Annotated in this window: 16 protein-coding genes and 1 pseudogene; 11 read left to right on the forward strand and 6 right to left on the reverse strand. The window is 72.2% G+C overall.

The features are described 5' to 3' along the window. Together ABT008_RS22955 and ABT008_RS22960 are read right to left on the reverse strand one after the other, a co-directional pair. Positions 1 to 217 (reverse strand): annotated as a pseudogene (locus tag ABT008_RS22955) (C39 family peptidase); the annotation flags it as partial. Between the two features lie 433 nt (positions 218 to 650). Then, positions 651 to 2450, reverse strand: coding sequence for a beta-N-acetylhexosaminidase (locus tag ABT008_RS22960; RefSeq protein WP_350698282.1), 1800 nt, complete (start codon positions 2448 to 2450; stop codon positions 651 to 653). 413 nt (positions 2451 to 2863) lie between these two features. On the opposite strand from ABT008_RS22960, the gene ppdK reads away from it, so the two are divergent. Then, complete coding sequence (ppdK, locus tag ABT008_RS22965) at positions 2864 to 5569, forward strand: pyruvate, phosphate dikinase (protein WP_502890493.1); 2706 nt, start codon at positions 2864 to 2866, stop codon at positions 5567 to 5569. 73 nt (positions 5570 to 5642) lie between these two features. Here the strand turns inward: ppdK and ABT008_RS22970 are convergent, their stop codons facing one another. Further along, entirely contained in the window at positions 5643 to 6143 is a 501-nt protein-coding gene (locus ABT008_RS22970) for a roadblock/LC7 domain-containing protein (protein ID WP_350698284.1), read from the reverse strand. A 291-nt stretch (positions 6144 to 6434) separates the two neighbouring features. Between ABT008_RS22970 and ABT008_RS22975 the strand changes: the two genes are divergently transcribed. From ABT008_RS22975 to ABT008_RS23020, 10 genes are all read left to right on the forward strand, one after another. Next, positions 6435 to 6788, forward strand: coding sequence for a VOC family protein (locus ABT008_RS22975; protein ID WP_350698285.1), 354 nt, complete (start codon positions 6435 to 6437; stop codon positions 6786 to 6788). Continuing rightward, the gene (locus ABT008_RS22980; protein WP_350698286.1) at positions 6785 to 8017 is read left to right on the forward strand and encodes a deoxyguanosinetriphosphate triphosphohydrolase; all 1233 of its coding nucleotides are present in this window, start codon (positions 6785 to 6787) and stop codon (positions 8015 to 8017) included. The genes ABT008_RS22975 and ABT008_RS22980 overlap by 4 nt, the downstream gene beginning before the upstream one ends. 230 nt (positions 8018 to 8247) lie before the next feature. Continuing rightward, positions 8248 to 9093 carry a siderophore-interacting protein gene (locus tag ABT008_RS22985; protein ID WP_350698288.1) on the forward strand — a complete coding sequence of 282 codons (846 nt, stop codon included), beginning with the start codon at positions 8248 to 8250 and terminating at the stop codon, positions 9091 to 9093. Positions 9094 to 9293: 200 nt separating this feature from the next. After that, complete coding sequence (locus tag ABT008_RS22990; RefSeq protein WP_350698289.1) at positions 9294 to 10934, forward strand: BCCT family transporter; 1641 nt, start codon at positions 9294 to 9296, stop codon at positions 10932 to 10934. Positions 10935 to 11046: 112 nt separating this feature from the next. Further along, positions 11047 to 12906 carry a DNA primase gene (dnaG, locus tag ABT008_RS22995; RefSeq protein ID WP_350698291.1) on the forward strand — a complete coding sequence of 620 codons (1860 nt, stop codon included), beginning with the start codon at positions 11047 to 11049 and terminating at the stop codon, positions 12904 to 12906. Positions 12907 to 12908: 2 nt separating this feature from the next. Then, positions 12909 to 13445: a hypothetical protein gene (locus ABT008_RS23000; protein WP_350698293.1), complete on the forward strand. Its 537-nt coding sequence runs from the start codon at positions 12909 to 12911 to the stop codon at positions 13443 to 13445. Positions 13446 to 14377: 932 nt separating this feature from the next. Continuing rightward, complete coding sequence (locus tag ABT008_RS23005) at positions 14378 to 15181, forward strand: helix-turn-helix domain-containing protein (protein WP_350698295.1); 804 nt, start codon at positions 14378 to 14380, stop codon at positions 15179 to 15181. After that, positions 15172 to 15363, forward strand: coding sequence for a DUF397 domain-containing protein (locus ABT008_RS23010; RefSeq protein WP_350698297.1), 192 nt, complete (start codon positions 15172 to 15174; stop codon positions 15361 to 15363). Before ABT008_RS23005 ends, ABT008_RS23010 begins: the two co-directional genes overlap by 10 nt. A 137-nt stretch (positions 15364 to 15500) precedes the next feature. Further along, positions 15501 to 15692, forward strand: a complete 192-nt coding sequence (locus ABT008_RS23015; protein ID WP_350698298.1) for a DUF397 domain-containing protein — start codon at positions 15501 to 15503, stop codon at positions 15690 to 15692. A 144-nt stretch (positions 15693 to 15836) separates the two neighbouring features. Then, a complete protein-coding gene (locus ABT008_RS23020) occupies positions 15837 to 16028 on the forward strand; it encodes a DUF397 domain-containing protein (protein ID WP_350698300.1) in 192 nt (63 codons plus the stop codon). Between the two features lie 112 nt (positions 16029 to 16140). Here the strand turns inward: ABT008_RS23020 and ABT008_RS23025 are convergent, their stop codons facing one another. The 3 genes from ABT008_RS23025 to ABT008_RS23035 all read right to left on the reverse strand — a co-directional run bounded on the left by ABT008_RS23025 (position 16141) and on the right by ABT008_RS23035 (position 20089). Then, positions 16141 to 17088, reverse strand: coding sequence for a TAXI family TRAP transporter solute-binding subunit (locus ABT008_RS23025; RefSeq protein WP_350698302.1), 948 nt, complete (start codon positions 17086 to 17088; stop codon positions 16141 to 16143). A gap of 83 nt (positions 17089 to 17171) precedes the next feature. Next, the gene (locus ABT008_RS23030; RefSeq protein WP_117231037.1) at positions 17172 to 17591 is read right to left on the reverse strand and encodes a roadblock/LC7 domain-containing protein; all 420 of its coding nucleotides are present in this window, start codon (positions 17589 to 17591) and stop codon (positions 17172 to 17174) included. Further along, complete coding sequence (locus ABT008_RS23035; protein ID WP_350698304.1) at positions 17588 to 20089, reverse strand: sensor histidine kinase; 2502 nt, start codon at positions 20087 to 20089, stop codon at positions 17588 to 17590. Before ABT008_RS23035 ends, ABT008_RS23030 begins: the two co-directional genes overlap by 4 nt. Positions 20090 to 20146 lie beyond the last annotated feature (57 nt).

The raw sequence follows: 20146 nt of genomic DNA on the forward strand, positions 1-20146 counted from the left end.
GGGCGGCGGCGGGGCCGCAGTAGTAGAAGTTGGGCTGGGCTTCGTAGCGGACGTCGAGCTGACGCTCGCTGTTGCCCTTGCGGTCGGCCTGCACGGCGGCGGCGGGCGGGCCGGCCGGTGCGGCGTACGCGGTGGTGATGGGGCCGGCGATGGCGCCGCCGGTGAAGGCGAGGCCGGCAGCGGTCAGGGCAGCCTTGCGGAAGATAGCGGTACGCATGATGTCTGCACCTTTCGTTCGGGGGTGCGCGCGGCCCACGTAGGGGGTGTGCCGGGGCCGTGCGAAAGGGGGGAAGTGCGATCGGAACCGTCGGGGGCCGGGGGCCGCTCACGACGTCCGAGCCAGGTGTAACGCCGGGGGGTGCGGGGTCATTCCGACCCGGTCCCGGGGGGCGGCGCCGGGGGAGGCGTCGCGGTCATGCCATGTACAACCCCCGGCCCGGGCCGATGATTCCGCGATCGGGGTGGCCGGGACCACCCCGCGAATGGTGCAAATCGGTCAAGCGTGCATGAATATTATCGGATTAGTCGGACTTAATGGTCGAACCGGGCAGCACCTCGCGCCTGGAGCGCCCCGTCGCCGAGACCTCGGCACTGCCTGTTCCGCGCGCACCCGCCCACGCCTGAGGCGCGGTGTTAGGAGGGGTCCCCTGCTATGCACGAGGCGTTAGCAGGGGACCCTTCCTTACATCTGGAAGGCGGGGGGCGGGGATGTCGGCGTCGGTCGGCCAGGGGATCTCGGGTGCGCGGTGGAAGGTGATGGCGGCCCGGGTCCAGCGCGGGCCATGCCCGGCCAGTCGTCGACGGAATGCGTCCCAGTCGTGGGTACGGCGGGGTGACCAGGCCAGCTCGGCGATGGCGGGCAGGCGGGGCAGCAGCATGAACTCGATCTCGGCGAGGTTCGTCACCGATTCGGTCCAGAGCGGCGCCTCCACCCCGAGCACGGCTTCGGCCGGTACGCCGGTCAGGTGGGTGGCGGGGTCCCACTCGTACGCCCGGCGCACGTCGACGAGGCCGGCCCAGTCGTGTCCGATCGGCGTGTCCGGGGCGTACTTCATGTCCAGGTATGCGTGGTTGCCGGGGGAGAGGATCAGGCGGGCGCCCCGACGGACCGCGTCGGCGGTCTGCGGGTCGTCGCCGTTCGTGCCCCACCACTGCAGGATCCGCCCGTCGACGTGCCCGGCCGGGGCGATCTGGTGCCATCCGACCACCGTCTTGCCGAGCCCGGCGACGATCCGCTGCACCCGCTCGACGAACGCGGCGTAGACGTCGGCGGGCACCTTGAACGCCTCGTCGCCGCCGATGTGCAGCCACCGTCCGGGGGTGAGAGCGGCGAGTTCGCCGAGCACGTCGGCGACGAAGTCGTACGTCCGCTCGTGTGCCGGGTCGACGTAGCTGAACCCGACCTCGGTGCCGGTGTACGGCGGCGGGGCGGTCCGGTCCGGGGCGAGTTCCGGGTAGGCGGCCAGCACGGCGTTGGTGTGCCCGGGCAGGTCGATCTCGGGGATGACGGTGATGTGCCGGGCTGCGGCGTACGTCACGATCCGGCGGTAGTCGGCCTGGGTGTAGTACCCGCCCGGCCCGCCACCGACCTCGGTCGCCCCGCCGACGGTGCTCAGCCCAGGCCAGGAGTCGACGGCGATCCGCCAGCCCTGGTCGTCGGTGAGGTGCAGGTGCAGCCGGTTGAGCTTGTACCGGGCCAGGTGGTCGATCACCCGCAGCACGTCGGGTACGCCGAAGAAGTGCCGGGCCACGTCGAGCATGACGCCCCGGTGCGGGAAGCGCGGCCGGTCGAGGATCGATCCGCCGGGCAGCACCCAGCGTCGGGCCACCGGGGTGGGGCTCTCGATGTCGGCGGGCAGCAGTTGGCGCAGCGTCTGGACTCCGTGGTGCAGACCGGCGGCGGTGCAGGCGGTGAGTCGTACGCCGTCGCGGGTGACGTCGAGCCGGTAGCCCTCCGCGCCGAGGTCGGGGTCGCCGGTCAGGACGAGGGCGATGCCGCCGGCCGGAGTGGGCGCGGTGGTGTCGGTCACCGGCAACGGGTACCCGGTGGCGGGGCGCAACAGCGCGGCGAGTTGCTCGGCGACGGCCAGGGCGGCGGGTTCGGCGCTGACCCGGATCACCGTGTCGGCGGTGAGCGGGTGGTCGGCGGTGGCGTCCGGGGTGACCCGTTCCGGGGCCGGGACCACGTCGTCGAGCCGGACCGGCGCGGGCCGGGCGAGCTGCGCCGCCGCCTCCCGTGCGGCCGTCTCCGCCAGCTCCCCGGTGGTGCGTACCGCCCCGCCGACCGGGTCGACGGCGGCGACCTCCCGAGCGGCGACCGCGCCGACGGCGGTGGTCTCCGGCGCGGTGGGTGGCGTGCGGTCCGTCGTGCCGCCGGTCCGCGCGGCGGGTACGCCGGCCGGGCCGGTGCTCTCGGGCGGTACGGGGGCGGTGGCGGGGGGTGTGGACACGACGACGGCTCCGAGGGGTGTAGTCGCGGCGGTTCTGGCAATGGTGCGAGCGTGACGCTGCGTGCCGTCAAGAGTACGGGGAGGTCGGCCATTGCGTATTCGTGCACGTGGAAACGTTCCCAAAGACCGTGACGAACGCGTGCGGTCGTGATTGCTGTGCCCATTGTCACCGAATGGTCCCGAGGCTCGCGAAGTTCGCTTAGCCTTCGCCCACCGATCGGAAAAGTCCCCCGGATTACCAGTGGTCGATCCCGGGGTACTCGGAAACTGAACTCTCGTTAAGTGTCAATCCGGGCGCGTGGGAGGCTTTGGTGACGCAGGAAACGGTCGAACACAAGTACGTCTACGACTTCGCCGAGGGCAACAAGGACCTCAAGGACCTGCTCGGCGGCAAGGGTGCCAATCTGGCCGAGATGACCAACCTCGGCCTGCCGGTCCCGCCCGGCTTCACCATCACCACCGAGGCATGCCAGGCGTACCTCGCCACCGGGGCGGAGCCCGACGGACTGGCCGACCAGATCGCGCGCCACCTGGATTCCCTGGAGCAGGGGATGGGCCGGCGGCTCGGCGACCCGGACGACCCGCTGCTGGTCTCGGTGCGGTCCGGGGCGAAGTTCTCCATGCCCGGGATGATGGAGACCGTCCTCAACGTCGGGCTCAACGACCGCTCGGTGGTGGGCCTGGCCCGGCAGGCCGGCGCCTCCACCGGCCCGGCCGCCTCCAACGGCAGCGCCGGTCCGACCGTATCCGGCGGCAGCGCCGGTCCGACCGTATCCGGCGGCAGCCCGGCCGCCTCCGGCGGCAGCGACAGGTTCGCCTGGGACTCCTACCGGCGGCTGATCCAGATGTTCGGCAAGACCGTCTGCGAGGTGCCGGGGGAGGAGTTCGAGCAGGCGCTCGACGAGGCCAAGCGGGCCCGGAACACCACCGACGACCTCGACCTGGACGCGGACGACCTGCGGGGACTCGTCGACACGTACAAGAAGATCTTCCGGAAGCACACCGGTCGGGACTTCCCGCAGGAGCCGCGCGAGCAGCTCGACCTGGCCATCCGGGCGGTCTTCGACTCGTGGAACGCGGAGCGGGCGGTGGTCTACCGGCGGCAGGAACGCATCCCGGCCGACCTCGGCACCGCCGTCAACGTGGTGGCGATGGTCTTCGGCAACCTCGGGCCGGACTCCGGCACCGGCGTCGCCTTCACCCGCGACCCGGCCAGCGGCGCGCAGGGCATCTACGGCGACTACCTGGCCAACGCCCAGGGTGAGGACGTCGTCGCCGGCATCCGCAACACCGTGCCGTTGCAGGAGCTGGAACGGATCGACCGCACGTCCTACGACGAACTGCTCGACTACATGGCCCGGCTGGAGCGGCACTACCGGGATCTGTGCGACATCGAGTTCACCATCGAGCACGGCAAGCTCTGGATGTTGCAGACCCGGGTCGGGAAGCGGACCGCCGCCGCCGCGTTCGTCATCGCCGGTCAGCTCGTCGACGAGGGCCTGATCGACCTCGACGAGGCGCTGCACCGGGTCAACGGCGCCCAACTGGCCCAGCTCATGTTCCCGCGTTTCCAGCTCGACCACGGGTTCCAGCCGGTCGCCACCGGCATCGGCGCCTCGCCGGGTGCCGCCGTCGGCAAGGTCGTCTTCACCTCGGCCCGCGCCGTGGAGTTGGCCGGCGAGGGCCAGGACGTGATCCTGGTCCGTCGGGAGACCAACCCGGACGATCTGAACGGCATGATCGCCGCGCGCGGCATCCTGACCTCGCGTGGCGGCAAGACCAGCCACGCCGCCGTGGTGGCCCGGGGGATGGGCAAGACCTGCGTCTCCGGCGCCGACGAGCTGGACATCGACGTGCCCGGCCGGCGATTCACCGTGGCCGGGCAGACGGTCACCGAGGGCGACGTGGTCTCCATCGACGGCACCACCGGCACGGTGTACCTGGGCGAGGTACCGGCCACGCCGTCCGAGGTGGTGCAGTACTTCGAGGGCGAACTCGACCCGGAGAGCACGGACGACGCGCTGGTCCGGGCCGTACACCGGATCATGTCGCACGCCGACGCCGCGCGGCGGCTGGCGGTACGCACCAACGCCGACACCGCCGTCGACGCCGCCCGGGCCCGGCGCTTCGGTGCCGAGGGCATCGGGCTCTGCCGCACCGAGCACATGTTCCTCGGCGACCGGCGTGAGCTGGTCGAACGGCTCATCCTGGCGCGGGAGGCGGAGGAGCGGGAGCAGGCGCTGGCCGCGCTGCTGCCGTTGCAGCGGGCGGACTTCGTGGAGATCTTCCGGGAGATGGACGGGCAACCGGTCACCGTCCGGCTGATCGACCCGCCGCTGCACGAGTTCCTGCCCCCGCTGGAACAGCTCGCGGTCGACGTGGCGGTCGCCCAGGAACGCGGCGAGGACGTCGCCAAGGAGGAGGCGCTGCTGGCCGCCGTCCGCCGGATGCACGAGGAGAACCCGATGCTGGGGCTGCGCGGCGTACGCCTCGGCCTGGTGATCCCCGGCCTGTTCGCGATGCAGGTACGGGCGATCACCGAGGCGGCGGTGGAGTGCACCCGGCAGGGCGTACGCTCCTGCCCCGAGATCATGGTGCCGCTGGTCGGGGCCGTGCAGGAGCTGGAGACGGTACGCGCGGAGGCAGAGCGGATCATCGGCGAGGTGGTCGGCGGCAGCGACGTCGAGGTGCTGATCGGCACGATGATCGAGGTGCCCCGGGCGGCGCTGACCGCCGGGCAGATCGCCGAGGCGGCCGAGTTCTTCTCCTTCGGCACCAACGACCTGACCCAGATGGGCTGGGGGTTCTCCCGCGACGACGTCGAGGGTGCCTTCTTCTGGCGCTACCTGGAGCTGGGCATCTTCGGGATCTCACCGTTCGAGTCCATCGACGCGGACGGGATCGGCCGGCTGGTGCGAATCGCCGCCGAGGAGGGACGGGCCGCCCGCCCCGGGCTGAAACTCGGGGTCTGCGGCGAGCACGGCGGGGATCCGGACTCGGTGCACTTCTTCCACTCGGTCGGGCTGGACTACGTCTCCTGCTCGCCGTTCCGGGTGCCGGTCGCCCGGCTGGAGGCGGGGCGGGCCGCGGTGGTCACGGCGGGTTCGGACAGCCGGTGACGCGGACGGGCCGGTGGACTGGCGGTCCGCCGGCCCGGCACCGGCCCGGTGCCGTCGGACGGTGGTGCCGGGTTCACATCGGCGGGCGACGCCAGGTGATGTACGGGTCGCGGTGCGGGCGCCGGCTGGGCAGGGTGGCCATCGGGGTGCGTACCGCCAACGGGGCGTGCGGATCGGGGCGCTGCGTCGGCAACGTCGGGCGGTGTCGGGCGGCGAGCGCGGCACCGGTCCGGTCGACCAGGCCCCGGGCCTCCTCGCGCAGTGCGACCAGATCCGCGCCCGGCTCGGCGACCAGGGTCAGCAGGGCGTCGCGGCCGGCGGGATAGGTGACCACACAGCCGGCGGCGGTGTGCACCACGGACTCGTGGAACTCACCCCGTCGGACGGTGGTGGCCATCCGGTGGCCGAGGCCGAAGCTGGCGGCGGCCAGGGCGGCGAGGTGGGTGGCATCGGTCGTGGGCAGGTCGCTGGAGATCAGCAGGCCGTCCATGCCGGCGAGGACCACACCGGCGATCTCGGGGCGACGGCGACGCAGCCCGCGCAACTCGGTGCCCATCATCGTTTCCGCGTTCACGAGCGTGTCTCTCCCACCGGTCGTGTCTCCGCCTCAACAAGTGACGTTCCGCAGTGGCGACGCTACCTGTCGGCGTCAAGTTAGGCGATCCCGTGACCGTCGGCAATCGGTCGGCAACTCTCGACTGATCGGGGGATGTGACCACGACAGGGGCACGTCGTGGCCGGGCCGCACCCGCCGACCGGGCGTAACCTGGGCTCGCCCGTGGACCGTCGTCGCGAAGGGTGGCCGGATGGAATCGCGTACCGCACTGCTGGGGAGTCGTGCCGACGGCCGGGCGGCGGTGCCGGCATGACCAGCGTCTGGACGCATCTGACCGTGGACGCGCGCGACCCGGGGCGGCTGGCCCGCTGGTGGGCCGAGGCGCTCGGTTACCAGGTGGTGCGCGAGCTGCCGCACGAGGTGGAGATCCGCGAGTCCGCCGACCGGCTGCCCGGTCTGCTCTTCGTGCGCGCAGGCGGGGTCAAGGAGGGCAAGAACCGGCTGCACCTCGACCTGCGCCCGGCCGACCGGGAGGCCGAGGTGGAGCGGCTGGTCGACATGGGGGCGCGGCACGTCGACGTCGGCCAGGACGGCGACGACTGGACGGTGCTCGCCGACCCGGAGGGCAACGAGTTCTGCGTGCTGCGGCAGGCGGCGGATTGAACCCTGACGGCGCCGAGGCGCGCTGGGTGGCCGAGCCGGCCAAGGACGCCGGCCACGGCCGGTCGCCGTACGAGCGGGACCGGGCCCGGGTGCTGCACTCGGCGGCCTTCCGGCGGCTCGCCACCAAGACCCAGGTGCACACGGCCGGCACCGACGATTTCCTGCGTACCCGGCTGACCCACTCGCTGGAGGTGGCGCAGATCGCCCGCGAGATGGGCGCGCGGCTGGGCTGCGACCCGGACGTGGTGGACACCGCCGGGCTCGCCCACGACCTGGGGCACCCGCCGTTCGGCCACAACGGCGAGGCGGCGCTGGACGTGGTCGCCGCCGACTGCGGTGGCTTCGAGGGCAACGCGCAGACGTTGCGGGTGCTCACCCGTCTGGAGGCCAAGGTGTACGCCGCCGACGGCACCTCGGCCGGACTGAACCTGACCCGCGCCGCGCTGGACGCCGTCGGCAAGTACCCGTGGACCCGCCGACCCGGCCGGCGCAAGTTCGGGGTGTACGCCGACGACCTGCCGGTCTTCCACTGGCTGCGGGAGGGGAGCCCGGCCGGCGAGCGGCGCTGCCTGGAGGCGCAGGTGATGGACTGGGCCGACGACGTGGCGTACTCGGTGCACGACGTCGAGGACGGCATCCACGGCGGGTACCTCACCCTGGAGCCGCTGCGGGCCGACGCCGACGAGAGGGCCGGGCTCTGCGCCGACGTGGCCGCCGTCTACTCGGCCGAGTCGCCCGACTACCTGGGGCAGGCGCTGCTGGACCTGCTGGCCGATCCGGTGTTCGCCCCGCTGGCCGGGTACGACGGCAGTCACCGGGCGCAGGCCGCGCTCAAGGCCACCACCAGCGTGCTGACCGGCCGGTTCGTGGCGACCGCGGTGGCGGCCACCACCGACCGGTACGGGCCCGGGCCGCACCGCCGGTACGAGGCCGACCTCGTCGTACCCCGGCCGTTGCGGGCCCGGTGTGCGCTGCTCAAGGGCATCGCGCTGCGGTACGTGATGCGCCGCCCCGGCGCGGCGGCACGGTACCAGCGGCAACGGGAGATCCTGACCGACCTGGTGGCGGTGCTGGCGCGGCGGGCACCGGATCTGCTCGACCCGGTGTTCGCGCCGTCGTGGCGGGCCGCGCCGGACGACGCCGCCCGGTTGCGGGTGGTCGTCGACCAGGTGGCCTCGCTGACCGACCCGGCCGCACTCTCCTGGCACACCCGCCTACTCGGCACCTGACCGACCGGGGCGCGGATGTAAGGGGGTGCGGTGCAAGGGGGGTGCGGTGCAAGGGGGTGCGGTGCAAGGAAGGGTCCCCTGCTAACGCCTGGTGTATAGGAAGGGACCCCTACTAACGTCACACCCCGTCGCGTGCCGTCGCGTGCCGTCGGGGCAGTCGGGGACGGTCGGGGGCGGGGATCGGGCACCGGGGTGGACGACCCCCGGGCGAGTTAGGTTAGCCTAACCAGATGACGGAGCGCCCGATCAAGGTCACCACCGCCCGCGTGCTGCGCACCGAGCGGCCCACCGCGCACGTGATCCGGCTGGTGCTGGGTGGGGAGGAACTGGTCGGGCTGCCGCTCGGCGAGTACACCGACACCTACATCAAGATCGTGTTCCCGGTCGACGGGGTCGACTACCCGCGCCCGATGGACCTCGCCGCGATCCGGCGCGAGCTGCCCCGGGAGCACTACCCCCGGCTGCGGGCGTACACGGTCCGGAACTGGGACGCGGCGACCGGGGAGATGACCGTGGACGTGGTGCACCACGGCGACGAGGGCCTCGGCGGGCCGTGGGCCGCCGCGCTGCGCCCCGGCGACGAGGTGCTGTTCGTCGGCCCCGGCGGGGCGTACGCGCCGAGCCCGGAGGCGGACTGGCACCTGCTGGTCGGTGACGAGAGCGCGATGCCGGCTATCGCCGCGTCGCTGGCCCGGCTGCCGGCCGGCGCGCCGGCGTACGTCTTCGTCGAGGTGGACGGCCCGCTCGACGAGCAGCCGCTGCCCAGCCCCGGCGCGGTGGCGGTGACCTGGCTGCACCGGGGTGCCCGGCCGGTGGGCGAGGCGCTTGTCGACGCCGTACGCGGGCTGGACTTTCCGCCCGGTGCGGTGCAGGCGTTCGTGCACGGCGAGGCGGGTTTCGTCCGCCAGTTGCGCAAGCTGTTGCGGGTGGAGCGGGGTGTGCCGCGCGACGCGCTCTCCATCTCCGGCTACTGGCGGCGGGGCCTGGACGACGAGGGCTGGCGGGCCAGCAAGCCCGACTGGAACCGTCAGGCCGATCTCGACGAGCAGGCTCCGGTCCCCGCTCCGGTCGGTTGATCAATGGCTTGACGAGCCCTTTCCCTCGAACCCTGTTAACGTCATGATCCAATTGGGTTCGAGGTGCCCGAACCCTCCGTGACGTTCCCGTCCCCGTCGGCGGCCACTGCGTGCCGCTGATCCCCTGGTCCCGCCAGGGTGATTCGTGCTGATTACGGCACGTGGCGGCGCGGGAACCGGAGGATTGGTTCGGGGTGACCATGAGTGACGAGGTACCGCAGCGGCCCGATCGGACGTCCGGTGAGATCGACCGGATAGTGCTCGGGCTCAGCATCGGCGGAGTGCTGGCCGTGGTGGTCTGGGGCGTGCTCGCGAGCGACTCACTGGCCAGCTTCGGCGAATCCGGCCTGGCCTGGGTGACCAGCACGTTCGGCTGGTTCTTCGTGGTCGCCGCCAACGCCTTCCTGGTGCTCGCGGTGGTGCTGGCGGTGTCCCGGTTCGGCCGGTTACGGCTCGGCAAGGACGACGACGAGCCGGAGTTCAGCACGCTCGCCTGGATCGCCATGATGTTCAGCGCCGGCATGGGCATCGGCCTGGTCTTCTTCGCCGTCGCCGAGCCCATCCAGCACTTCACCACCCCGCCACCGGCCAGCGGCGTCGAACCGCAGACCGAGGCGGCCGCCGGGGCGGCCATGCAGTACACGCTGTTCCACTGGACGCTGCACCCCTGGGCGATCTATGCGGTGGTGGCGCTGGCGTTGGCGTACTCGACGTTCCGCAAGGGCCGGCAGAACAGCATCTCGGCGGCGTTCCGGCCGCTGATCGGCGACCGGGCCGACGGGGTTCTGGGCCGCTCGATCGACCTGCTGGCTGTCTTCGCCACCGTCTTCGGCTCGGCCACCAGCCTCGGCCTCGGCGCACTCCAGATCGCCGCCGGCCTCGACCTGGTCGTCGGCATCCCGGACAGCACCGCCGTGGAACTGGTGGTGATCGCCGCGCTCACCCTGGCCTTCGTGATCTCCGCCTTCACCGGCCTGCACAAGGGCATCAAGTGGCTCTCCACCACCAACGTGCTGCTGGCCCTGGCGCTGATGCTGTTCGTGTTCGTGGTCGGTCCGACCATCTACACGCTGGAGGTGCTGCCCGCCTCGATCGGCAACTATCTGGACGACCTGATCGTCATGTCCACGCGTACCGGAGCCTTCTCGGACCCGTCGTGGCTCGGTGGCTGGACCATCTTCTACTGGGCGTGGTGGATCTCCTGGGCACCGTTCGTCGGTACCTTCATCGCCCGGATCTCCCGGGGCCGCACGGTCCGGCAGTTCGTGATCGGCGTCCTGCTGGTGCCCAGCGGCGCCAGCGCCGTCTGGTTCGCGATCATGGGCGGCAGCGCGCTGCGGATCCAGACCACCGGCACTCGTGACCTGGTGGCCGACGTCGCCGCCAGCACCGAGCAGGCGCTGTTCGGGTTGCTCGACGCGCTGCCCCTGGCGGCGCTGACCAGCGTGCTGGCCGTGGTACTCGTCGGGCTGTACTTCGTCACCAGCGCCGACTCGGCCTCGCTGGTGCTCGGCTCGCTGACCTCGCGGGGCGCGCTCCGGCCGCACCGGGTGCTGGTGGTCTCCTGGGGTGTGCTGATCGGCGCGGTCGCGGCGGTGCTGCTGCTCGCCGGTGGGCTCGACGCGCTCCAACAGGCCACCATCATGATCGCGTTGCCGTTCGTGCTGGTGATGCTCGGGCTGGCCGCCTCGCTGGTCAAGGACATGTCCGACGATCCGCTGCTCAAGCCACCGAGCCGCCCTCGGCGGTCCGGCCTGGCCGCCGCCGTCCGCACCGCCCGCTCCTACGGCGAGGAGGACCCGCCGACGGTCCGGCGCTACCTGCGTCGTCGTCCCCGCTGACGCTTGGTGGGTGTTAGGAGGGGACCCCTGCTATACCGCAGGCGTTAGTAGGGGGCCCTTCCTTACACCGTCAGTAGGGCAGGGCAGGATGTAGCCCGAGGAGGTGGCCGACATGGCGGGGCGGATCCGGGACGAGGACATCGCGCTGGTCCGCGAGCGTACGTCGATCGCCGAGGTCATCTCCGACACGGTGACGCTCCGGTCGGCTGGCGGCGGCAACCTCAAGGGGCTCTGCCCGTTCCACGACGAGAAGTCTCCCTCGTTCAACGTCTCGCCCGCCCGTAACGTCTGGTACTGCTTCGGCTGCGGCGCGGGCGGCGACGCGATCAAGTTCCTGATGGACGCCGAGCACCTCAGTTTCGTCGAGTCGGTGGAGCGGCTCGCCGAACGGGCCGGCGTGCAACTGCGGTATATCGAGGACGACCGGTCCGCCCCGCGCGCCCGCCCGCAGCAGGGCCAGCGGCAGCGGCTCGTCGCCGCGCACGCCGCCGCCGTGGAGTTCTACACCGGGCAGCTCACCACCGCCGGGGCGCGGACCGCCCGGGAGTTCCTGGCCGAGCGGGGGTTCGACCGGGCCGCCGCCGAGCGGTACGGCTGCGGTTTCGCTCCGGAGGGCTGGGACCCGCTCACCAAGCACCTGCGCCAGCGCGGGTTCACCCACGACGAGCTGGTCACCGCCGGGCTGTCCCGACCGGCCCGCTCGGGCAGCCTGATCGACCGCTTCCGGCGTCGGCTGCTCTGGCCGATCCGCGACCTCACCGGCGACGTGATCGGCTTCGGCGCCCGCAAGCTCTTCGAGGACGACGACGGCCCGAAGTACCTGAACACCCCCGAGACGCCGATCTACAAGAAGTCGCACGTGCTCTACGGCATCGACCAAGCCAAGCGGGAGATCGCCAAGCAGGGCCGGGTGGTGGTGGTCGAGGGGTACACCGACGTGATGGCCTGCCACCTGGCCGACGTGCCGACCGCCGTGGCGACCTGCGGCACCGCGTTCGGCGCCGACCACATCGGCGTACTGCGCCGGCTGCTGCTGGACACCGACGCGGTGGCCGGCGAGATCATCTTCACCTTCGACGGGGACGCCGCCGGGCAGAAGGCCGCGCTGCGGGCCTTCGAGGACGACCAGCGGTTCGTCGGACGGACCTTCATCGCGGTCAGCCCGGACAACATGGACCCGTGCGAGCTGCGCCTGGCAAAGGGCGACCTGGCCGTACGCGACCTGGTGGCCCGCCGCGAGCCGCTCGTCGACTTCGCGCTGCGGCACATGCTCAACCGCTTCGACCTGGACACCGTGGACGGTCGGGTGGAGGCGATGCGCCGGGCGGCCCCGCTGGTGGCCAAGCTCAAGGACCAGGAAAAGCGTCCCGAGTACGTCCGCAAGCTCGCCGGTGACCTCGGCATGGAGATCGAGCCGGTCCAGCGCGCGGTGCTGGCCGCCGCCTCGGGACGTCCGGCGGATACGCCGACGCGTTCCGCCCGCCCCGACCCGGCGGTGGACAGTCCGCAGTCGATGGTCGAGCGGGAAGCCCTCAAGCTCGCCCTCCAGGAGCCGGCGCTGGCCGGGCCGATGTTCGACGCGGTCGAGGCGAGCGACTACCGGCACCCGGTGCACGTGGTGGTCCGGGAGGCGGTGACGGAGGCCGGCGGTGCCGCCTCGGCGGCCGGTGGCGCGGTGTGGATCGAGTCGGTCCGGGACGCCTGTGTCGACCTGGCAGCCCAGGCCCTCGTCGGTGAGCTGGCCGTGGAGCCGCTGCGAATCGACGGGGAGCCCGACCCGAGGTACGTCTCGATCACCATGGCCCGCCTCCAGTGGGGCTCGGTCACCGCCCGCATCCGGGACCTCAAGTCGCGGATCCAGCGGATCAACCCGGTCAACAACAAGGACGAGTACTTCGCCACCTTCGGCGAGTTGTTGTCGCTGGAGCAGCACGCCCGCGCGCTGCGCGAGCAGGCGGCAGGAGGGCTGTAGAGATGGGACTGTTCCGCCGCCGACGCAAGCTGCCGCAGGCCGACCGGCCACCGCTGGAGCGCGACGAGCGGGTGCTGGCCTGGTCCGCCGCCGGCAACGGCGAGGGCGACGGCGTGGTGGTGGCCACCAACCTGGGGCTCTGGCTGCCCGGACGCGGCCACCGGATCGGCTGGCACGACATCGTCAAGGCGGTCTGGTCCGGCCGGGAGCTGACCGTCACCCCCGGCGAGCAGGTCACCGAACGGGACGGGTACGTGGTGGTCGCCGACTGTCCGGCCGAGCGCTACCTGCTGCTCGATCCCGGTGAGCTGCCGCACCAGATCCGGGCCCGGGTCACCAAGTCGGTCGCGTACACCCAGCACCACGCTGTTTCCGGCGGCGCCGGTCGGGTCGTCGGCCGGCGGGTGTCCGGCGTCGACGGCCTGACCTGGATGGTCCGCTACGACCCCGGCACCCCCACCGACGACCCGGCCGTACTCGCCGAGACCGACCACCTCGTCGCCGCCGCCCGCGCCGCCACCACCCCCACCGACCTCTGACCCGCTGCTCCCGCCGCCCGGTCGCCTTGCTCCGGCGGCTGTCCTCGCCGTCCGTCGGGGCGGCCGCTCACGCCGATCAGGCGGCCGCTCACGCCGATCATGGACTTGTGGCACCCGGAAGGATGTGTTTTGCCCTCTTCTGTCCTCGCCACAACTTCATGATCGGCGCGGAAGCGGGCGGCCAGGGCTTCCGGTGAGGAACTGCCATCCAGGTCACCGGCGGCGTCGTACATCATCGAGCCGAGGTAGACGAGCAGGCCGGTACGGTTCTCCCGGTACTCGCCCAGCAACGCCAGCCGGGCCGGCGAGCACGGCCAGCGGGCACCGCACACCCGGCACCGCCAGGACGGTCGGGCCGCGACGTGGGGGCGGTAACGGGCCATCAACGGTCCCTGTCCCCCGGGAGCGACGGTAGCCACCGCCCGGCGTTGGCCCGCCACCGTCCGGCGAGGGTGAGCCACCCCAGTGGGCCCGGGCCGTTGAGCGGAAGCATCTCCGTCGGCGCGGTCGCCCAGACAGGACGCACGACGGCGGCCTGCCCGGTGACGGGTCGCTCGTTGGCACTCCGCTTGGTGGTGGGTGGCTCGCTTGGGAGGCGTGGGGCGGACGGTTGCCCGGTAGGCGGCTGCGCGAGCGTGGTCGGCGGCGGGTTGGTGTGCGCTCCGCGCCGGGGGAGTGGGACGGGGGTTGTCGGGGGCGGGCATCGCCAGAACCGGAATCGCATGGGTGGGCCTCCGTCGAGGTGAATGGGGCGCCGGCCGAGTCGGGTACGCCGACGCCCCGGCCTGGTTCCGCCCGCCGTCCGATCCTGTGAGCGGTCCCGCTGCGTGACAGTCTGGTGAGGACGCGACTACGGTGGGAGGCTTGGCGCGGTGACGACGAGCGAGTCCCGAGCCATTCCCAGGCGGTACGACGATGTACGGAGGGTGTCCGTGGACCGCTCGTCCATGCTGGAGCACTTCGCGGAGGAACTGCGGCTGGTCCGAGCCACCGCCGACATGTCGCAGACCGCGCTGGCCGAGGCGCTCAGCTACTCGGCGGCGCTGGTGGCGAAGGTGGAGACCTGCGAGCGGAAGCCGAGCCTGGACTTCGCCCGCCGCTGCGACGCCGTCTTCGCCGCCGACGGACGCTTCGAGCGCATCCAACGCCGACTCAGCCGGGAGTCCGTGGTGCCGTGGTTCCGCGACTGGGCAGGCATCGAGGCAGAGGCCACCGCGCTGCGCTCGTTCGAGCCGCTGTGTGTGCCGGGGCTGCTGCAAACCGAGACATACGCCCGTGCGTTGCTGTCGGGTGGCGGATTGTTCGCTGACGACGAGGTCGAGCAGCAGGTGACCAACCGGTTAGATCGCCAGGCGGCGCTGACCCGTGACCGGCCGCCCCTCTTTACTGTGGTCATCGATGAGTATGTCCTGCGCCGCCGGATCGGCGGGCAGGAGGTGATGCGGGAGCAACTGCGACACCTGGGGAAGACAGGCTCAGCCATGCCCCGGGTTCGGATTCAGGTCGTGCCGCTGGCAGCCGGAGCATATGCAGGGCTTGGCGGCCCCTTCGTGATCGCCACCTCGGCCAACGGAGACGATGTCGTCTACCTGGAGGGCCAACGCCACGGACAGGTGATCGACCGTCTCGACTACGTTCAGCAGATGGTCGAGGTTTGGGAGTCGATCCGGGGTGAGGCACTATCGCAGCAGCAGTCCCTCGATCTGATAGCGGAGTTGACAGAGACATGGAGCTGACCGGCGCCCGATGGCGCAAGACCACCCGCAGTGGTCCCGATGGAGGCAACTGCGTGGAGGTGGCCGACAACCTGTCCGGTGTGGTGGCCGTACGCGATTCCAAGGATTCAGCCGGGCCGGTGCTGGTCTTCGGCCCCGACTCTTGGCGTGCGTTCGTCGCCCAGCTCGCCGAGCGCCCGTAGCGGCCCTCGGCACGTAGAGTTCGCGTCAATCTTGGACAGTTTTCGTTAGCTCGTAACGGCAACTGTCCAAGATTCGGGTGCGGGTGCGGGTGGGCACGGTGGGCAGATGACGTCCCGATTACGGAAGTGGCGGAGACATGGAACTGACCGGCGCCCGGTGGCGCAAGAGCACTCGCAGTAACGGCCAGGGAGGCAACTGCGTGGAGGTGGCCGACAACCTGTCGGGCGTGGTGGCCGTACGTGATTCCAAGGATCCGGCCGGGCCGGTGTTGGTCTTCGGTCCCGGCTCCTGGCGTGCGTTCGTCGCCCAACTCGCCGAGCGCCCGTAGCGGCCCTCGGCGCGCGGAGTTCGCGTCAATCTTGGACAGTGCCATTAGCTCCTCGTAACGGCAACTGTCCAAGTTTTGGGTGCGGGTGCGGGTGCGGTGGGCACGGTGGGCCGATGGCGTCCCGATGACGGAGGTGGCGGAGACATGGAGCTGACCGGCGCCCGGTGGCGCAAGAGCACTCGTAGCAACGGGCAGGGTGGTGCCTGCGTGGAGGTGGCCGACAACCTGTCCGGTGTGGTGGCCGTACGTGATTCCAAGGATCCGGCCGGGCCGGTGTTGGTCTTCGGCCCCGACTCCTGGCGTGCGTTCGTCGCCCAGCTCATCGAGCGCCCATAGCGGACGCCGGACGGGACCCGAACAGATCCTGGTACGTGAGCACCCCTCCGAGGGCACTTTCGTACCAAGATCTATCCGGATCGGAACCACCCCCCACGCAAGGCGGGCGGGGTCAGCCGCCCCGGTAGTAGCGGGCGGCGCCGGGGTGTAGGGGGATCGGGTCGGTGGAGGCGGCGCTCTGGCGGTCGAAGTTGCGCGCTTCGGGATGTGCCATGGCCAGGTCGGTCTGGTACGTGAAGAGGAGTCGGGTCAGGTCGTACGCCAGTTGTTCGGGCATGTCGGCGTTGACCAGGATCACGTTGGCCACCGTGACGGTGGGGGTGCCACTCGGCGTGTCGTAGGCGTCCTTGGGCAGCTCGGCGGTGGTGTATACCGAGCCGTGTTCGGCGTTGAGCGACTCGACCAGCTCGGCGATCGGCAGCAGGGCGAACCGGCCCGGTGCGCCGCTCAGCAGGTCGGCGATCCCGGGGGTGGGCAGGCCGCCGGAGAAGAACATCGCGTCCAGGCTGCCGGCACGCATCCGGGTGACCGTCTCGGGCAGCGACAGCCGGGCCCGGCGTACGTCCCGTTCGGGGTCCAGCCCGGCGGCGGTGAGCAGCCGGGCGGCGATGACGTCCGTGCCGGACTTGGGTGAGCCGGTGGAGACCCGCTTACCGCGCAGCGCCGCGAGGTCGGTGATCTGGGCGTCGGCGCGGACGATCACGTGGGTGTAGTTGCTGTAGACCCGGGCCAGGGCCCGGACCGGTTGGGGTTGGCCGTCGAACGCGCCACGGCCGGCAACGGCGTCGGCGGCGGTGTCGGCCAGGCTGAAGGCGATCTCCATGTCGCCCTCGACCAGGCGGGTGATGTTCTCGCCGGAGGCTCCGGTCGGTTCGGCGCGGGCCTCGTAGCCGGGCAGGTGTCGGCTGATGATGTCGGCGTACCCGCCGCCGAGCTGGTAGTAGACGCCGGTGGTGTTCCCGGTGGCCAGGAAGATGCGCCCGTCGTGCCACGGGCGCGGCTCCGGAGTGGCCTCGGCGCCGCAGCCGGCGACGAGCGCGACCGCCAGCACCGCCGCCACCAGACGCCGACCCCGCCCGCGAACCCCGGCATCCGGCCTGCGACCTGCGGCGGCAGGCACGGGAGCGCAGACATCCGGCCCGTTCACGCCGGTACCCCGCCGTGTTCCGCCCAGGTCCGGGTCGCCGGTTCGAGGGCCTCGGCGACCCGCTGGACCAGAGTGGCCGTCTCGTAGCCGATCTGGCCCAGGTCGCATCCGGCGGAGGCGAGCACCCCGATCAGGGCGCGGTCACCGACCGCCATCACCAGCAGCACCCCGCCGTCCATGTCGACGATCTGCTGGCGTACCCGGCCGGCGGACATCAACCGCGCCGCGCCGACGGTCAGGCTGGCCAGACCGCTGATCACGGCGGCGAGCTGGTCCGCCTGGTCGGTGGAGAGGTGGGGCGAGGCGGCCAGTCGCAACCCGTCACCGGAGACGGCGAGGGCGTGCGACACGTCCGGAACCTGCTCGGCGAAGTTCGCCAGGAGCCAGTCCAGGCCGGCGCTGACGTTGGGCATCATTCTGGTCTCCCGGTGTGTCTGGTCTGCTGGTTGCGTCGCATCGCCTGGGCCACCCCGGCCGACAGGGCGGTGAGTCGGGCTCGGACCACCTCGGGGTCGAGCAGGTCGGTGCCGGCCGGTGGGGGTGGCGTGTCGTGCAGTTCGGACTGCAACCCGCCGCCACGGGTACGCCGGGGCAGCCCGCTCGCGGTCGCCGCGCCGGCTGCCGACCAGGCGGGCTGACCGTCCGTCGGCGCGGGCGACGACCAACTCGGCAGCGCGTGGCCCGCCCCGGCACCGGGCCAGCTCGGCGGTGCCTGGCCGGGCCCGACGCCTGTTCCGACGCCCGGCCCGCCTGCGCCGACGCCCGGCCCGACACCCGAGCCCGGCCCGACACCCGCGCCCGGCCCGACACCCGCGCCGACGCCCGACCCGACACCTGCGCCGGCCCCAGACCAGCCGGACGAGCCGTTGGCGGCGGCGCGGACCACCGGCAGCGTCATCGTCGGGGCCCGGTGGACGTTGAACTGCTCCGGCGCGGTGCCCACGTCCACCCGGGGCCGCGGAACGCCGATGCCGCCGGGCGTACCGTCGGGCGACCGGAACCAGGCGGCACCCGGCGGCGTGGCCCGGGGTGCGGCGGACGGCCGCCCCTTGACCTCCTCGACGCGGGTGAGGATCGCCTCGGGGACCTCCACCTGGGCGACCGTGCCGGCACCGGCACTGTGCAGTCGGACCTGCACGCCGTGCCGCGCGGCCAGGTGGGCCACCACGTGCAGGCCCATGCTGCCGGCCGCCGCGCTGGACAGGACGGCCGGTGAGCGCAGCCGCTCGTTGATCTCGGCCAGCCGGCCTTCGCCGATGCCGATGCCCTGGTCGTGTACGCGCAACGTGAGCCCGTCGACCGTGCGTCGACCGTCGACGTGCACCGGTGCGTGCGGCGGGGAGTAGGCGGTGGCGTTCTCCAACAGCTCGGCGAGGAGGTGGACGAGGTTGCCCACGGCCGAGCCGTGGACTGCGGCGGGCGGTACGTCGATCTCGACCCGGGCGTACTCCTCGATCTCCGACGCGGCACCCCGGACCACGTCGGCCAGCAGGTGCGGGCCCTCGTGCGAGCGGCCCGGTTCGCCACCGGCGAGGACCAGCAGGTTCTCCCCGTTACGCCGCATCCGGGCGGCCAGGTGGTCGAGCGCGAACAGCCGGGCCAGCGCGTCGGGATCGGTCTCCTCCTGCTCGAACTCGTCGAGCAGGCGCAATTGCCGGGTGATCAGCGTACGGATCCGGCGGGCCAGCGCCTCGACCATCCGGGTCACGTCCATGCGCAGCTCGGCCTGCTCACCGGCGAGCCGCAGAGCGGCCCGGTTGACCGTGTCGAACGCCTCCGCCACCTGGGCGATCTCGTCGCGCCCACGACTGATCCCGGCGGTGGCCTGGGAGGCCGGACCGGCACCGGAACTGCTGTCGCCGGCCGAGATCGCGGTGATCCGCTCGGGCAGTTCCCGGTGCGCCATGGTCAACGCGGCCACCCGGAGTCGCCGCAGCCGGCGGCTGGTGCGTACCGCAAGCATCGCGGCGGCGATCAGCGAGGCCAGTGCCAGCGCGCCGGTGGAGCCGCCGGTGACCAGCGCCCGCTGGCGGGCGTCGGCGGCCAGCGCGGCGGCCCGGCGGTCGAGTTCGTCGGAGAGTTCGCGGCCCAGCAGGTTGTATCGGCGGATGGTGCCGCTCTGCGCCACGAACCAGGCGTCGCCGTCGGTGTCGAGCGCGGCCGGCTCGCGGTCCGCGTTCAGCGCGCTGTCGCGCATCCGCCGGGCGGTGGAGACGTCACTGCTCTCCATCAACCGGGTGTACGCGGCCGTGGCGCCCGCACCGGCGATCCGGGAGAACTCGGCCTGGCGCTGTTCCGCCGCGCCCCGCAGCCGGCCCAGCCGGACCAGTTCGCCCTCGGCCAGCTCGCCCCGGACGAAGACGGTTCGCAGCAGGTCCCGTTCCAGCGACGCCAGGTGCTCCTGGGCGGCGACCGCGGCCACCTCCCGGGCCCGGTTGGCCAGCTCCGTGTCGCGGACCTGGGCGGGCAGCGCGTCGGCGACCGTGAGCAGCGACTCCACCAGCGCCACGTAGGTCGGGTCGGCGGTCGCGGAGCCCAGTGCGGCCACTCGTGCCTCGTCGAGCTGGACGAGGTGTTCGTCCACGCCGTCCAGCGAACGGCCCAGGTCGGGAGCGGCCCGCCGGGCGTCGCCGCTGGCCGACCGGTACCTCGTCACGGCCTCGTCGACCCGCTGCCGCTGGGCGTCGACCAGTTGCCGGCCGGAGGTCCCGCCGCGCTGACGCAGGGCTGCCGTCTCGCCGAGTTCCCGCTCCACCTCGTGCACCAGCGACACGGTGGCGGTGGCGGTGCCGGCCAGCACCCGGGCGCGTTCGGCGTCGCGGGTGGTCGACAGGGCGCTGTCGGTCTGGATCGCGCCCAGGGCGAGCAGTCCGGCGGTGGCGACGAGGATCGGTGCGAGGAGCTGCGTACGCACCGACCACAGTCGACCCGTGTGATCGGACGGACGGTTGTGCCGGCGTACGCGCGCCAG

Source organism: Micromonospora sp. NPDC002389, assembly GCF_040296095.1.
In the GTDB taxonomy this organism is placed as follows: domain Bacteria; phylum Actinomycetota; class Actinomycetes; order Mycobacteriales; family Micromonosporaceae; genus Micromonospora.

Excerpts from the sequence above, each read along its gene's own strand:
- ppdK (WP_502890493.1), top strand. The coding sequence starts at position 2,864 with ATGACCAACCTCGGCCTGCCGGTCCCGCCCGGCTTCACCATCACCACC.
- ABT008_RS22975 (WP_350698285.1), top strand. The coding sequence starts at position 6,435 with ATGACCAGCGTCTGGACGCATCTGACCGTGGACGCGCGCGACCCGGGG.
- ABT008_RS22985 (WP_350698288.1), top strand. The coding sequence starts at position 8,248 with ATGACGGAGCGCCCGATCAAGGTCACCACCGCCCGCGTGCTGCGCACC.
- ABT008_RS22990 (WP_350698289.1), top strand. The coding sequence starts at position 9,294 with ATGAGTGACGAGGTACCGCAGCGGCCCGATCGGACGTCCGGTGAGATC.
- dnaG (WP_350698291.1), top strand. The coding sequence starts at position 11,047 with ATGGCGGGGCGGATCCGGGACGAGGACATCGCGCTGGTCCGCGAGCGT.
- ABT008_RS23000 (WP_350698293.1), top strand. The coding sequence starts at position 12,909 with ATGGGACTGTTCCGCCGCCGACGCAAGCTGCCGCAGGCCGACCGGCCA.
- ABT008_RS23010 (WP_350698297.1), top strand. The coding sequence starts at position 15,172 with ATGGAGCTGACCGGCGCCCGATGGCGCAAGACCACCCGCAGTGGTCCC.
- ABT008_RS23015 (WP_350698298.1), top strand. The coding sequence starts at position 15,501 with ATGGAACTGACCGGCGCCCGGTGGCGCAAGAGCACTCGCAGTAACGGC.
- ABT008_RS23020 (WP_350698300.1), top strand. The coding sequence starts at position 15,837 with ATGGAGCTGACCGGCGCCCGGTGGCGCAAGAGCACTCGTAGCAACGGG.
- ABT008_RS23030 (WP_117231037.1), bottom strand. The coding sequence starts at position 17,591 with ATGATGCCCAACGTCAGCGCCGGCCTGGACTGGCTCCTGGCGAACTTC.